The 13,893-nt window shown below is 49.4% G+C and carries 16 protein-coding genes; 1 reads left to right on the top strand and 15 read right to left on the bottom strand.

Translation table 11 applies throughout. From position 1 onward, the window contains the following. Positions 1 to 132: 132 nt before the first annotated feature. From virB10 to VSX58_RS20685, 15 genes are all read right to left on the bottom strand, one after another. Entirely contained in the window at positions 133 to 1,374 is a 1,242-nt protein-coding gene (gene virB10 / locus VSX58_RS20755) for a VirB10/TraB/TrbI family type IV secretion system protein (protein WP_076945530.1), read from the bottom strand. A gap of 12 nt (positions 1,375 to 1,386) precedes the next feature. After that, positions 1,387 to 2,298 carry a P-type conjugative transfer protein VirB9 gene (gene virB9 / locus VSX58_RS20750; RefSeq protein WP_233603715.1) on the bottom strand — a complete coding sequence of 304 codons (912 nt, stop codon included), beginning with the start codon at positions 2,296 to 2,298 and terminating at the stop codon, positions 1,387 to 1,389. Next, positions 2,298 to 2,981 carry a virB8 family protein gene (locus tag VSX58_RS20745; protein WP_046878108.1) on the bottom strand — a complete coding sequence of 228 codons (684 nt, stop codon included), beginning with the start codon at positions 2,979 to 2,981 and terminating at the stop codon, positions 2,298 to 2,300. The genes virB9 and VSX58_RS20745 overlap by 1 nt, the downstream gene beginning before the upstream one ends. Continuing rightward, positions 2,974 to 3,111 carry a hypothetical protein gene (locus VSX58_RS20740; RefSeq protein WP_017346468.1) on the bottom strand — a complete coding sequence of 46 codons (138 nt, stop codon included), beginning with the start codon at positions 3,109 to 3,111 and terminating at the stop codon, positions 2,974 to 2,976. Before VSX58_RS20740 ends, VSX58_RS20745 begins: the two co-directional genes overlap by 8 nt. Positions 3,112 to 3,203: 92 nt before the next feature. Continuing rightward, positions 3,204 to 4,268 (bottom strand): type IV secretion system protein, encoded by a 1,065-nt coding sequence (locus tag VSX58_RS20735; protein ID WP_076945528.1) that lies wholly within the window; start codon positions 4,266 to 4,268, stop codon positions 3,204 to 3,206. Between the two features lie 10 nt (positions 4,269 to 4,278). Next, complete coding sequence (locus VSX58_RS20730; RefSeq protein WP_185220021.1) at positions 4,279 to 4,503, bottom strand: EexN family lipoprotein; 225 nt, start codon at positions 4,501 to 4,503, stop codon at positions 4,279 to 4,281. A gap of 11 nt (positions 4,504 to 4,514) precedes the next feature. Then, positions 4,515 to 5,219: a type IV secretion system protein gene (locus VSX58_RS20725; protein ID WP_289177909.1), complete on the bottom strand. Its 705-nt coding sequence runs from the start codon at positions 5,217 to 5,219 to the stop codon at positions 4,515 to 4,517. A gap of 20 nt (positions 5,220 to 5,239) precedes the next feature. Then, on the bottom strand, positions 5,240 to 7,984 hold the full coding sequence (locus tag VSX58_RS20720) for a VirB4 family type IV secretion/conjugal transfer ATPase (RefSeq protein ID WP_200064680.1): 2,745 nt from the start codon (positions 7,982 to 7,984) through the stop codon (positions 5,240 to 5,242). Positions 7,985 to 7,994: 10 nt separating this feature from the next. After that, a complete protein-coding gene (locus VSX58_RS20715; RefSeq protein WP_039493200.1) occupies positions 7,995 to 8,288 on the bottom strand; it encodes a TrbC/VirB2 family protein in 294 nt (97 codons plus the stop codon). Further along, positions 8,288 to 8,998, bottom strand: coding sequence for a lytic transglycosylase domain-containing protein (locus VSX58_RS20710; protein ID WP_327619758.1), 711 nt, complete (start codon positions 8,996 to 8,998; stop codon positions 8,288 to 8,290). The genes VSX58_RS20715 and VSX58_RS20710 overlap by 1 nt, the downstream gene beginning before the upstream one ends. A gap of 68 nt (positions 8,999 to 9,066) precedes the next feature. Continuing rightward, entirely contained in the window at positions 9,067 to 9,300 is a 234-nt protein-coding gene (locus VSX58_RS20705; RefSeq protein ID WP_327619747.1) for a hypothetical protein, read from the bottom strand. A gap of 406 nt (positions 9,301 to 9,706) precedes the next feature. Continuing rightward, complete coding sequence (locus VSX58_RS20700; RefSeq protein WP_327619746.1) at positions 9,707 to 9,916, bottom strand: TraR/DksA family transcriptional regulator; 210 nt, start codon at positions 9,914 to 9,916, stop codon at positions 9,707 to 9,709. Beyond that, a complete protein-coding gene (locus VSX58_RS20695) occupies positions 9,906 to 10,490 on the bottom strand; it encodes a DUF2857 domain-containing protein (protein WP_039493206.1) in 585 nt (194 codons plus the stop codon). The genes VSX58_RS20700 and VSX58_RS20695 overlap by 11 nt, the downstream gene beginning before the upstream one ends. Before the next feature lie 4 nt (positions 10,491 to 10,494). Beyond that, positions 10,495 to 10,701, bottom strand: coding sequence for an AlpA family transcriptional regulator (locus VSX58_RS20690; protein ID WP_039493208.1), 207 nt, complete (start codon positions 10,699 to 10,701; stop codon positions 10,495 to 10,497). 141 nt (positions 10,702 to 10,842) lie between these two features. Next, the gene (locus VSX58_RS20685; protein WP_039493210.1) at positions 10,843 to 11,769 is read right to left on the bottom strand and encodes a hypothetical protein; all 927 of its coding nucleotides are present in this window, start codon (positions 11,767 to 11,769) and stop codon (positions 10,843 to 10,845) included. 967 nt (positions 11,770 to 12,736) lie between these two features. Here VSX58_RS20685 and VSX58_RS20680 point away from each other — a divergent pair. Beyond that, the gene (locus tag VSX58_RS20680; RefSeq protein ID WP_327619745.1) at positions 12,737 to 13,636 is read left to right on the top strand and encodes a MipA/OmpV family protein; all 900 of its coding nucleotides are present in this window, start codon (positions 12,737 to 12,739) and stop codon (positions 13,634 to 13,636) included. Positions 13,637 to 13,893: the final 257 nt, after the last annotated feature.

The following is a 13,893-nucleotide window of genomic DNA, read 5'->3' as shown; positions in this document are numbered from 1 at the left end:
CCGGCACGATAACATGTCATGACTATTCTCCTGATCCCGTTAAGGTGTGACATTACGTCGTTGACTACGGCATTGTTGTCATCGTCCCTGACGATGACGTCTGTCGCGGTGACGCCAAACAGAAACTTTCGATTATTCACTCTTCATCCTCAGTGCATAGATGCCGGAAAAATCAATATCCTGCCCTGTGATCAGATTGATGATCTCCCCCTGATTTTTGTCGAGGGTCGGTGGGATATTGATGCTGTTTTCCAGCGTGGTACGTGCCATATCCGCCATGGCCTGACGACTGTTTTCGGTATAGTCCGTGTTACGATCTTTCTGACCAGCACTGTTGGATGCCCATGCACCAATATCAGGGATCATACCAACCAGTAATGCGCCGCCGAATCGCTCTCTGAAATGTGTGTCGATCCAGCCGTCAACGCCAGCCTCGCCCAGTTCTCCGGCAGCACGGGTATCGACCAGCGGAATATCAAGGTAAGGGGGCTGGCGGGTACGCAGTTTTGTGATGATGAGAAAGGCGCGTCCCTGTCCTTGCGTCATTCCTGTCTCTGCACCAGTCTGATAAACGCCTGAAGCCGTGGTTCCTTTTTCAATCAGTTTGGTATTACCGCTGGCACTCCAGATATCTTCGGCGATCGTGCAGCGGATTTTCCCTGCCCGGTCCGAGACAAAGCGATAATCCAGCGAACAAGGAATGGCGGTATTTTCCGGGACGTACAGGTCCGGGTTGTAAGGAATTCGCTGGACCGCTGCAGGGGAGGGTTCCGGTTGTGGCGCGATGGTGTTTTGCCGAGCAGTGGATGACGTTTCTGACGGTTGCCCGTCAGAGGTTGCCTGCGTCATCTCCTGCTGCCGGGTCCGTACCGGGTTTTGGGCCGCAGCGGCTGACCCATCGCGCCGAACCAAAAAATGGGCTTTATCAAGATGAGGTGGCATCTCAGGTTCCGAGGCTATTGTAATGCGCGGCCTGTTTCCTGCCGGTTCCGATGCTTTGGTACCGGTACCTTGCGTACCCAGATCGGTACGCTGCCGGTAATCTGTCCGGTTCGTCTGTGGCGCAGAATCCCGCTGCTTATCTTCAACGGGTTGCCAGAGCAGATTGCGGTATACCCAGTTGCCCGCCCATGCCAGTGTAATCAGCGCAACGGCGGCGAGCGCCAGAAAAGCAGTGGTCTTCCCGCGCCTGCGCTTTTTCAGTTTGTTGACGGCGGGTTGTAGCGGATCATTCTCTTCATCGTCCTGCTCTATGAGAAGTGCCGCTTTACGCTTTGTACGGGCCTCGCGCTCCAGCGCGGCAATATCGTCATCCGCCTGCGCCGGAGAAGGTCGGGCTCCATCAGACACAGAATGCTGGTATTCGTCATTCATCTGCATGACTCCTTAGTTGTCATTGGGTTGAGGTTTTTCTACCCGTTCAACCTGCGGAGAAACCGTGGCACCATCAGCGGCCTGGACCCTGCCAAATCCACGATTTTCCAGGCCGACTACGGCGTTACCGGAACGCAGGACCAGACGGGGCGTGACCTCCTGAATGACCAGTACGGTGAAGTCGCCTTTTCTGCGGACACTGCTGTTAATCACATGCTCCTGGCCGTTGAGCTCTTTCGTAACGGAGGGGATGGATTTGGCCGGAGAGAAACCCACGAACGTAAAGCGGCCATCGTCATACGCAAAATCCGGAACGATACGGGTGCTGTCGCGCCCCGGATATTTGAGGTAGTGCCAGTTGCGTGGCGTCTGCGCGGCATTCAGGGCCTGCTGAATGTCAGTCTGCTGCTGTTTTTGTTCCCGCTCCAGCGCTCTGGCCGCTGTCTCACGGCTGGCCTTCTCCCTGTCTTCGACCGGATAACGGTAACTCACCTGGAAAGCAGGCTGCTGAGGTGACTTATCATCGATGACGTTCAGCTCGACGTTGTACAGCCGACGGGTGGTGACGATCAGCATGTTGGTATGCCAGTCCTGGCTGTTAGGGGGGATCACCACCTGCGTGGTGTTACCGTCCGCGCCGGGCGCGCCCTGAACGAGCGCCACCGGGCGGACGTTGACCCGGTTGGCGTCCGGTGTGGCTTCCCACGCTTCTTCAAAACCGGGTCTGGCACTGATAACCGCTTCGTCGCTGTCAAACACCAGCGTGGTCATAAAGCCGGGACGGGTATTGACGACAGTAACGTTCAGTGGGTTATAGACAATCTGCTGAACGCGGGCATCATAGCGGCTGGCCTGCGGAATGGCCGCGCACCATGCCGTAGTAAACATCATCAGCGCGAACAGGATAAAGATGATGTTTTTCATTATTCACCTCCCCGGATTTCACGGTCTGCCTGCCAACTGGTCACGGTAAAACCGAACGGGTTAAGCTCCCGCTCCGTATCGCTCATTTCTTTGCCGGGGTCAGAGTGAAATGTCAGACGGGCATCCCAGTATTCGGTGCGGGTGCTGTTGTCCGCGAGGCGGCGGATAGTCTTTTTATAACGAAGGGTGGCAACTTTATCGGGATCCGTACCTGAGGTGATCTGGTTTGACAGAATGTCGATTTGCACGGTATGTGCCCCGTTCTGCCAGATCTTGTCCGGGGCGTCTTTTCCGGCATACAGCGCCAGGTAGTCATCGTTGACCTGAGGACTGTTATAAACCTGTACTGTTGCATAATCGTCCTGCAGGGAAGGGTACACGTACCGTTCACGCAGTCTGACGTAATTGGCGGTCATCGCCTTCTGATAAGCGTCCTCGGCCGTCAGGCTGGTCTTTGATACGCGGGTGACATGCTCCACTCGCCCGGTATGATTATCCACTGTGTACAGTTCAATGACCGTTTGTTTCAGCGGCAACATCAGCACTACGGCGATAAGCGCCAGTGCGGCGAGGAGCAGCCCCGCGCCGCCCACCATAAATCCGGCTTTCGTGGCGCGTTTGTCCCGCTCAATCATCTGCTGTTCAAAGGTGCGGGAATCCGCAATGAGGGTCTGTTCACTCATGACTGTTTAACTCCGCCATAATCTGAGGGGTGTTCACCGGGATGCCCTGACCACCAAAGGCAGGAGGACGGGGAGACTGTGCGCAGCCGGAAAGCGCGCACAGCAAAGCCAGCGCAATCAAGCGTTTCATGGGATTTTTCCTCAGTGAGATCAGTGGAATGAAAACACGGCTATGTTTTCACAAGGGATGTAAAGGGGAGATTTCGACCAGAGATGACAGATTTAACGATGGAATTTTTGAACGGCCGTTTCTCTTGATTGCGCCAGTCGCCGGGCTTCGTTGCGGGCAATCATCTGCTCAATCGCGTTTTTACGTGCCTGAGCCGCACTGTATCCCGGACCACTGCCGGGTTTACCCGCACTGGCATTTCTCCAGCCCTGAATATTGTCCTGAAGGGTACGGGTAGTCTGCTTACCGGCTCCTGCTGCCAGTTTCCCGGCACCAAACGCTGCCGCGCCGATACCCACCGCTGCCAGCCCCTGCATGGATATGGTTGCACTGGCTCCGGCCAGCGCTCCGGCCAGTTTTGCGGAGAGGTAGACCAGTATTGCAGCACAGACACCGGCCAGGCAGACCTGTGCGCCTAACTCCACAATGTTGGATTGTGCTGACAGTTGGGTTGCAATATCTAACCGCGAGTTTAGATAATTAACGACAATGCGCAGTGACAACGCAGAAAACAGAACCGTTAATATGGCGGCGAAAACATTTTGCAGCCAGTTGTTAAACATGGGGCGTAAAAAGCCATACAGCAGACAAAAGATAAAGATGGGGGCGGTAATACTCAGCAGTAAAACCATGACTTCCGCGATCATTGAAATGAAAGCAGTGATAATCATTAAAACGAATATCCCGAGCCAGACATAAAATTGAGCCGTCATGCCCTCATCTTTTATGTACGTTGAATTATCCATGTCGTGTAACGTTTTACCCAATACTTTCGCTTTACCCCATAAGCTATCCAGTAACTGCCAGATATTATCGCTGCCGGAAAATCCCTCCTTTAAGCCATTGATGGCGTCAATAACCCCATCGAGATAACCGCTGACATTTGCCACAAAGGACAGGATGATCGCCATCCTCATGATGTCCCACATGACATCCTCCATTGGCGTGGACAACTTACCAGCCAGAGTCTGGTAACCGCGCCACATGATATAGAGCGTGGCTGACGTTGCCGCCAGCCCCACCATCATGGAAGAATATGACATCATCAGTCCCTTTGTGGCGTCAGTAACTCCTCCTATCAGGTGTTTTTCAACACCGATAAATACACCACCGGGCATATTAACCTCACTATGAGTTCAGGTCGGGAGTGGGGGCATTTAATTGCTGAATTTGATAATGGGCTTCATTGGCGTTTTTACAGTTATCGGAGGCATCGCCGGTTTTTTGGCATTTTTCATACACCGCTTTTAGCTCATCGGGATGAGCTTTGTACCACTTAGTGGTTTTGGCTTCTTCTTTGCAGCCACTGATGATGAATACTAAGGACAGGAAAGAGAGGGTTAATAAACGCATGTGAGACTCCTTTAGCCGTTTAAATCAGGGGTTGGTGCAGTTAACTGTTGCTGATTCCACTGTTTAATACGCACATCCTCCAGTACTTTTTCGCGCTTTTCTGCTGCCTTCACGCTCATTTCCCACTGGTCAGTGAGCGTGTTCAGCATCACTGATTTTAGCTGAATACTGTTGGCAAGGTCCTGAGACTCCTTTGTGTCTTTGGATAGTGCGATACGGTTCGAGAGGCCGTTAATCTCGCCCAGCGTTTGGCTGACCTGCTCCTGGATCTCGCCAGTCTGCTCAAACTGTATCGCTTTGTTGATAACCAACTGTTTGCAGGTATTGGCATAACTTCCTGACTGTTCCGAATTGCAGGTATCGAAAACCCGGTACTTCGCGTACAGCGCATCGAACTGTCCTGAGGTGCCGCCGGAAAGTAGCAGATCATTGAGTGTCTGGCCTGGCTTGCGCAGTTTTTCCAGATCCGATTTCAGACTCTTCGCCTGATCCACAAAATCAGCGATATCACGGACGCCGGTGGCTGTCGCCAGCTGGTTTTTATACGCCTGGATCTGGCTCTGATAATGTTGCGCGGTCTGCATCCAGCGCTGCGCTTCTTTCAACCATTCGAGCTCACGCAGCGGGTCCGCATCAACAAGGACCGGAATACCGGCGTGCGCCAGCGGGCTGACAATGACGCACGCGAAAATCAGGGCATGAAATCGCCTTTTCATCATGGATCTCCTTTGGGTTTTCAGAGTGCCTGAGCCAGGTAGGAATCCAGCCATTCATCGGGCTGCATCCCTTCCCGGTACAGGGAATCGAAGATTTCGAGGTTGTCGGCGCTGCCGCTCATCACTCGGGTGTATCTGCCGATACCTGAGAGGTCGAGCGTTACGCGTGCAGCAAAACGTTTTGTGTCGCCACGCCTGAACTGATTTTTCACGACCACATACTGGCGGGCCTGCGGATCCAGATTTTTCACCACATCGAACACTTCCGGTTCAAATTTCATCCCTTCAACATAGTGTGCCCGGTCAGCATTGGGGTTAGCTGCCAGGATCTGCGTCCCGCACTGCTCAATGATGGCGGGCGCAATCTCGTCCCTGATGATCTCCGCCGGTGACTGGGTCCCCACAACCAGCATACCGTTGAGCTTACGGATGGTTTTCAGGCGGTTATAGGCGAAATCCTTAAAGACCGGGTCCCGAAGCCATTTCCAAAATTCATCCATGAAGATAACCAGTCGTCGACCGTCGAGCAGCGTGGTGATGCGGTACAGCAGATAAAAGGAGATCGGCGCACAGACGTTGGCATCATCCAGAAACTCCGTGCCGTCAATGCCAAAGTTATCGCAGTGGCTGATATCGAAGGTGTCTGAGGCGTTATCAAACACCCAGCCGAATTCGCCACCCTGCGCCCACTGCGACAGGCGAATGCTCAGTCCGTTCTCCTGTGCCTCCCGGGTGGCAGGCTCTGGCAGATTCTCCAGTAAACGGGTGATCCCATAGATACGGTACTGTGGTTCATTACTCATCACTGCCAGTACGGCGTCATTCAGACGGCGTTCATCTCGGGGCGTGATGGTCGCGCCGTTACGTGTACACAACAGTTTCATCAACTGACTGATGAAACTGATATTGCGTTTCGTCGGCTGCAGAGAAAACGGGTTCCACCCCGTGGGGTCGCCATGTGTGATGCGGTAGTAACGGCCTCCCAGTGCCCTTATATTCATCTCCGCGCCCCGATCCTTGTCCAGATAAACGGTGGTCAGTCGTTTGGTTTTCGCATCAGGGGAAAAACTGTCCTTACGCCCGTATTTCTGCTGCATGTTTTCAAGGAACGTCATCAACATGGTTTTACCCGAACCGTTGGTGCCAAGAATGCAGGTACTGGCCGGGTTCTTCTCATTGAATTCGTCCTTGTCCGCCAGCGTGTTATGCAGGTTCAGATAGTAGCCATCCCCTGACGGGGTGCGCAGTAAGGCCATCGCATCCCCCCAGGGTGCGTTATCGCGCTTGCCGGGATAGAAATTGTGCAGCGCGGCCAGCTCAACAAAGTTCTGACTGCTCAGCTCGCCCTTGCGGGGACGCAGGTGATAATTGCCGGGTAGTTGCGCCATATACGCAGCTGAAAGAGAAAGTGCGGCGGGAACCGGTGTAATGCCAAGGTTGTTCAGGGCATTGCTGATTTCACTGGTATCGGCCACCAGATTGTCCAGCGAGTGGGAAAACACCATGATGGAGAAATGGTGTTTTCCATAGGCGATTTTCCCCGATGTCAGCAGGTCAAGCGCCACATCCAGATCCAGCCGCTGGGATACCGCATCATCATCCGAACTCATTAACAGACGGCGGGTGCGTTTGATGGCCTTCCTGGCTTCCTCGCGTGACATGCAGGTGTAAGATTGCGTGATCACGTAATCGCAGGGGGCGTACAGCAGTGAGTCCATCATCCCTGTCGCGGTCTCCTCCGGGAACTCCTTCACTTCCAGCCCCCGGAAATACCCTGTACCGCTGGCGTGGTTTATCTGCCCGGACTCCCCGGAAAAGAACAGCGCCGCCGACCCCATCATCGAATACGCAGGAGCGCGGGTGACGCGCACCCTGCGCCACTGGTGCGTCAACAGATACTCATAAAAGGATAACTGGGAGGAGAAGACCGTACTACCTTCAGTGAAAGTGCCAAGAGGACGTGCGGCGTAACGTGACAGTGCGGTATCTAGTGAACCTTTAATTTCCAGCATTTCCCGCAACGCAGCGTCAAGCTCTTTGAGCTTCTGGCTGTCATTCATGCGTCTGTGCCCGGCCTTTTCCAGGCTGACAAACGGACGGTAGCAGACGGTCAGAAACAGGCGGTTACGGCGGAACGGATCAGCGGCCAGCGAGGCATAATAGAGACGGCTGATTTCATCGGCGTAAGGATTGCCGGATGCCTTATGCAGCGAATCGGTAAACGGCTCCCGTACGTTATGGATATAAAAGGTGACTGGCATCCCCTCGAATGAGCGGATAAGCCCATGCAACTGATTGCGGACAATACTGAGCGTTTCTTCTGACTCGCAATCGAACGGGGTCCCCGTCAGTTCCCAGGTGCAGTAGAGATCACTGTGTGGTGAGCGAACAACATGCTGATGAATATGCGATGAATACGGAAAGTACTTCCTGAGCGTGGCACACTGATTCAGTTTCATGGCGTTGAGAAACTCCGCGATATCAACAGCATCATGCTCAACGGGCATAAATACTGTTGCACCAAACAGACGGTTTGCTGCCGGTTTTCCTCTTGCCCTGAGCCAGACGGCAATCAGGCTGAACCGCATGGGCTCATTCCGGGTGACGGATTTCATCACCAGAAATTCAACCGGGAGCAGGGCAAGGAAAGCAACGGAAGTCCAGACAGCGACGATGATGGTGATACCGGTGACTCCCAGCAGGGGCACCATCGGCACCCCCCACAATGCCGCCGGGCGTTTCATTGCTTTGAGCAGCTTTGCCATAGATGACCTCTCAGCTCATCAGCAGTGCGCCGATCTCACTGCCTCCACCAATCAGGATCCCGCCAATAATGATGTAGGCGCATTGGGACAGGCTTTCGCCTTTCCAGAGGGTCTTGTAACCCACCCAGATCACGGCCACGGTGATGGTGATGGCCGCCAGACCATGAAGACCGGTGGAGACCTTTTCCATCACGGTATTTGCGCGAGTGAAACCATCGGCAAACGCCGTGGTTGTAGAAAATACTGTCAGCATGCAGGCAGATAGGGGGCTGACAGCAACCTTTAGCTTACGGAAACGTGTCATTATTCTTCCTTATCTCGGGTTGGCAGAGAAAGGTTCCGGCGCACTGATGGCGCTGAAGTCTGTACGATGGCGGTTTTCTCCTGACGGAATTTTGTGGGGACACCACGGACGACGGCTTCTGGCCAGATAACGCGGGGACGGGAAGTGTTACCGGCAGGAAAGGCTTCCGGGGGAACGGTTGCCGTTAATTTGTCCTCGCGGGTGCCCGGGACGACATAGCGGGGAGAGGCCGCAGCATAACCAATCCGTTGCACATAGCTGGTTCCTGAAAAAGCCGCTTCCGGCTGTTGTCCGGTACGGAAATTGCCGGAGTAATAGCAGCTCAACGCTCTTTTCAGGGAACCTCCACGTTGGTAACAGTCGCTGAGAATGCGTTCAAAGACGGACAAATTGGTACAGGGATCAAGCAGGTCGCGGGCAGTCACCTGGTAATGACGGAAGTTGGTGCTGGTAATTTGCATCAGCCCCACAGAGTAACGGCGTCCTTGTGCCATAAGACGGCGGATAATCTGCTCGGCTTTTTCCTGGCTGGCGGGATGATGGGAGATAATATTTTGATTACCGAGGGTGCCTGTGGCCTTCGGGATAATTTCGGCGATGGCATAAGGGTTGAAACCGGATTCCACTCGCGCCACGTCGAGCGCAGTAGAGGGATGAATGCTGGCGGCGCACTGCATGGCCGCCGCCAGAAAGGCAGAGGTTGAAAGCATAATGGCCTCGGAATTGAAGACAGCGTGCATAGTCAAAAGACCTTGCACGCAGAGGGGAACAGGAAGGGTTAAAGTGCTGTTTCGATATTGCCGGTACCTTGTGAAGTATTGGTGTCCTCTCTTGTCTCAAGCTGAACCAGTTTGCCGGAAACCGCGATACCGGGCGTCAGGACAATATTCAGGCCTGGCTTGCCGTTGTGAGCGAATGCCACGCCAACCCTGGTCAAGTAGGTGTTTTTTTCGCCCTGCGTATCGGGTGTGCTTTCCTGGGTAATAAATACGTGATATATGGGGTTTCTCATGATTATCCTCTAACCAGATCAACAACGAATAAAATCAACGGGTCACATCCCGATTCTGCATTCCGGTTTCAACGGGTCAGCGAGAACATTCAGCGGCACCCTGAATTGTGGTTGCGTGACAGCCCGATTCATATTTTTAAAGAGCAATACTCGCCACGAACGAATAAACGTCCATAAAGCTCGCCAGTGGAACGTGGCGTGATTAGCGTGCGGTGTCAGCGTCAGAATGAAAATAATAAAATCAAAAAGGAAATGAGAGATAAATACACTTCTGTTATTCACTAATGAGTGGGTTTAATTAAATTAATAATCCTGCATCGCATGGGTAAAAATCGCATAGTGATTTATTAAGATAATAAAAACCGTGCAGAGAAGATAACTTCTCTGCACGAGTGCTATCTTGGTATCAACGTTGGTGATGCTCAAGTATGGTTTGGCATTCCGTACAAGTTGCCACACCTGGCAAAGTTTGCCGACGCTTTTCTGGAATGGGTTCACCGCACAATCGACAATAATGTAATGAGGGCGTGGTGGCTGGCTTGAAACGATTATGTTCAATCATCTCTTCCAGACGTTGCTCATTAAATTCCTGATCGCGATCGATCTCATCTGGCATGTGATGTCCTCCTGTCCAGAGCTTCCTTCTCACAAAGTGTGATGCGGTTCCAGACGACGGTAAGGGAAGACCCTCTTTCTCGAGAAGACAATGATTCAGTGACCTGCATCATTGCCTCCAGAGCGTCAGGTGTATCAAGTCTCTCTGTTCGGTTCTTTTGCCATAACAGCCAGATTTCGGCATCAACGGCTTCATCTGGTATAGGCGTTCGGCCATAAGGTATGGTGACACCCAGCAACCGTCGGCGAGAGCAGACCTCATTCGAGGTGAGACCAAAAAAGTGATTCAGGAGTGCAATAGACCCTCCCAACCTGATGGCCCGATTAATCTGTTGCTGGCATTGAGCCTCTTGGCGGGACAATGTCAGGATTTGTTGTAGAACGTTGTGACGGACAGTGATCGACATAAATTGTGCCGATGCCCGGCTGACGATGAAGAGTTCGTCGAGGGAGAGCTGATTGAGGGCATTCAATTCGTCGAATGTGAATCCTAACATTTCACAATAACGAAAATTACCGTCCTTGAGCGCGGCAAGGGCGTTTGTCAATACCACATAATTCAGTGAGAGAAACATAATGTTATATCTCCCTTCTGTGTGTTAAGCGGTTAGCTAATTTGAGGTTAATCCAATCGTCAATTTCAGATTCGAGCCAGGCTACGCTGGCAGGCCCAATCTTTATTGAAGAGGGGAAGGTGCCGTCTTTCATATACAGGTAGATTTGTGAGCGTTTCAGACCGGTTTTTAATTCCACTTGTTTCAGCCGTAATAACTGATGAGATGTCATAGATACCTCCAGCACAGAAATGGGATATGCCCGGAGATGACAAATAAGCACATTGAGGGAGAGAATGACAGTTGATGAGCCCGTATTACGGATACCACAATCCTTAATACGGGTTTTTAGGTAGAAGAACTAAGTTTAAGATTACTTTGATGCTAAAAATGATGCGGGTGAACCGCGTTCAAGCGCAGTTTTCAATGTGTCACCGCTGAGACGATCAGTCATGCCTTCTACTGAGGCCCACTGCTCGAAGATGGAAAGCAGTTTATAGGGTTGCTTGATTAATGAACTTATTGACTCATTGTTTTTGCAAGAGAGCCAGAATAGTCTTGATAATGGTGTAGTTATACGTGTCGAGGACAATCGGATAGTTTCGTTTTTGAGTCGTAAATTGATTAATTTTTCGAGTTCAGTTTGACGAATGACAAAGCATGCATCCTGAGGCAAATAATGGAGCGGAAAAAATTCTTTATTATAGAGTTTGCTTATAAGATTGGATGAAACTATTTCATTGATTTCATTTGCAGTACCTTTAGGTAGTCTCCTCAATTGCTGTTCAAATCTTTCCTTCCAGGTCGTTCTCTCAAATACTTGATAAATAATTCCGGAAACAACAACAAAAATACCATAATTTGTATATTCAGGTCTTTTTATTGGTGTTGGGATGTTTAGGGATTTAGCAAGTAGCCGTTGTATTAATTTATATTCATGACCTATTAAAGCTGCTTCAAGTACACTATGGGTAGCAGAAATATACTCACCTTCGGTGCTTGATATTAAATTCCTACCACTGAGGAAGCAAGTGCTATCAAGGATACATATCCTGTTGAACAATGAGCTTTCAGTAGGTTTTACTTTTATTTTAGAATTGAATTCTTTTATTTTTCGAATCGTTATAGATGATTGAAAATATATTGATAGTGATATTTTACCGCATAGTGCACTCCTGCAAATATCACTGTATGTAATCTTTTTGTTTATCAATTGATTAGCTGTATTTACTGCCTCATCTATGGTAATCCAATTCGGCATGATATTCTTAATGTTAGATAAGGTGTTATTTTTCTTCATGGCTTAAGTCCTCTTCTTAATTAAGTGCAAAACTTTTTATATCTGCACTTAACAAAGTTGTGGTTTTGATTTTTTTGAAATAAAAACCATAAAAGGATTTTTAATGATACTCTACTGAATGTGTCGATTATGCAAAATAACGAGGGTGTTTATTAGAGTGGAAATAAGGAATGTAAATTTGAGTTTTATATTGTAATCATGAGATTTGCGTCTTAATCGTATCATGGTTAAAATAGTTCTTTAGCCTTTTAAAGGTAATATTCGGCATTCTCTTTAAAGAATGATTAATGCACGAACATTTCTGTTCTATGCAACAAATAACTACTTGTAAAATTAACTTCCAGCTGACAGCGGATAAACGTACAAATAAATATAGTTTTAATGGGATTCTCTGGATGCCGTAAATAAATCCCAATTCATCTCAATCGTAACATTTCAGCACTATGTAAAAGCATTTTTAAGCAGAGGCATCCACCCAGCGGCATTATGCTGAATCAGTTAACTGTAACCCCATAGTGACGCGGAGAGAGGGGTTAACCTAATTCGTATCGTTATGGATTGACACAATCGAAACGAAACAGTATCGTTTCGTTATTATGGATTGTTTTTGTACTGTACGCAAACATCAGTATGTTTACCGTTTGAAGCGGTTTTAATGGTTATAGCGGTGCGATGGTCGCAGTAAAACTTACAAGTGTATGTATTGAAAGGTTTTTACCCAATCGAGTATTACTCAGGTCATCAATGGATAAGACTGCAACCAAGATGTTTTGCCCCAAATCCTTAGTGAGGAGTGACTTCGATTGTGAAGAAAGTGTTGTTGGCAAGATCACCGAGCATCAGCTCAATATGAGCTGCTTATGACGTTTTAAGTAGTAAAATCAGTAGATTAGAAGAATCCGAAGTGTATGAAGGCAACACAGTAAAGTACCACCTTGGTTAAGGTCACATATATTGGCTGGCCATTATGTCACTGATGATGAATTTGTTTCTCCAGACTTATGAGCTTCGATCCCTGATTGATGGCTCTTGGATGTGTATCCCCCACGTTAAAAAGGACTATGCAATGAAGCATCGCTCTCACTCTAGTAAGTTGGTTGGCTGTTCTGTGTCTAATGTTTTGGCTTCTCTTATGATGTCAATTTTCTGGATACCAGCTGCAATAGCGGAAACATCAACTAGTAGCAGTAATGAAACCTCGAAATGGGGGGTGGGTGCCGGTGTTGCAGCCATTCAAAAACCATATCGCGATATTGATGTTGATGTACTGCCTTTACCTTTGTTTTCGTATGAAAACAGATGGATCAGTGCTTCTATTCCTAAAGTAGATCTTAAATTTCTCTCTAACGAGTCATTTACACTGAGCCTACGAGCCAAATATGCCGGGGATGGTTATGATGCGGATGATTCTCCATTTCTTACCGGTATGGATGACCGCAAGGGCGGTGTATGGGCCGGGGGAGCAATGATGTGGAAAACTGGGATTGTCGATCTTTCGGCGGAAATTCTCGGTGAAGTGTCCGGGTATAGTAAAGGCTCTCGAGCAAAATTACAGGCAGAAAAACGGTTTGCATCCGGGACTTTCGGTTTAACGCCAAGGTTCGCCGTCGAATGGGTTGATAGCAAATTTGTTGATTATTACTATGGCGTGAAAAGATCAGAGGTGCGGGTAGATCGCAGTTTTTATGAGGGGAATTCTACCACCAATATGGAGGTGGGAATTCGTATGGATTATACCATGGCTCGCCAGCATACGCTGTTCCTTGATGCAAGTGCCACCCGGTTTGGGAGTGGTATTAAAGATAGTCCATTAGTTGACAACTCAAGTCAGACATCGGTAAGTATTGGTTATATTTACCGTTTCTAATGCGCTAAATGATCTATCGCTCATGGAAATTCATATCATGAGCGATAAAATATCAGTTATGGAATAACCTTGATAGTATTTTCAGACCATACAAAAAGTTACTAACATGCAGTTACCTCTCTTAAAAACGATGTGCCAACCGCTATTTTTACTGGAGAGTATACTCATAATGTTCCAAGCTAAGAGTGAATGCATTCAGTTATTCCTGGTTAGGAACTGCGTGTCTATAAGAAGAAGAACATCGGGACCGTTTGTTG

It is taken from the genome of Brenneria populi, from assembly GCF_036016195.1.
In the GTDB taxonomy this organism is placed as follows: Bacteria; Pseudomonadota; Gammaproteobacteria; order Enterobacterales; family Enterobacteriaceae; genus Brenneria; species Brenneria populi.
The sequence above is the reverse complement of the archived record's forward strand: the minus strand, read 5'-3'. Positions and strand labels throughout refer to the sequence as shown.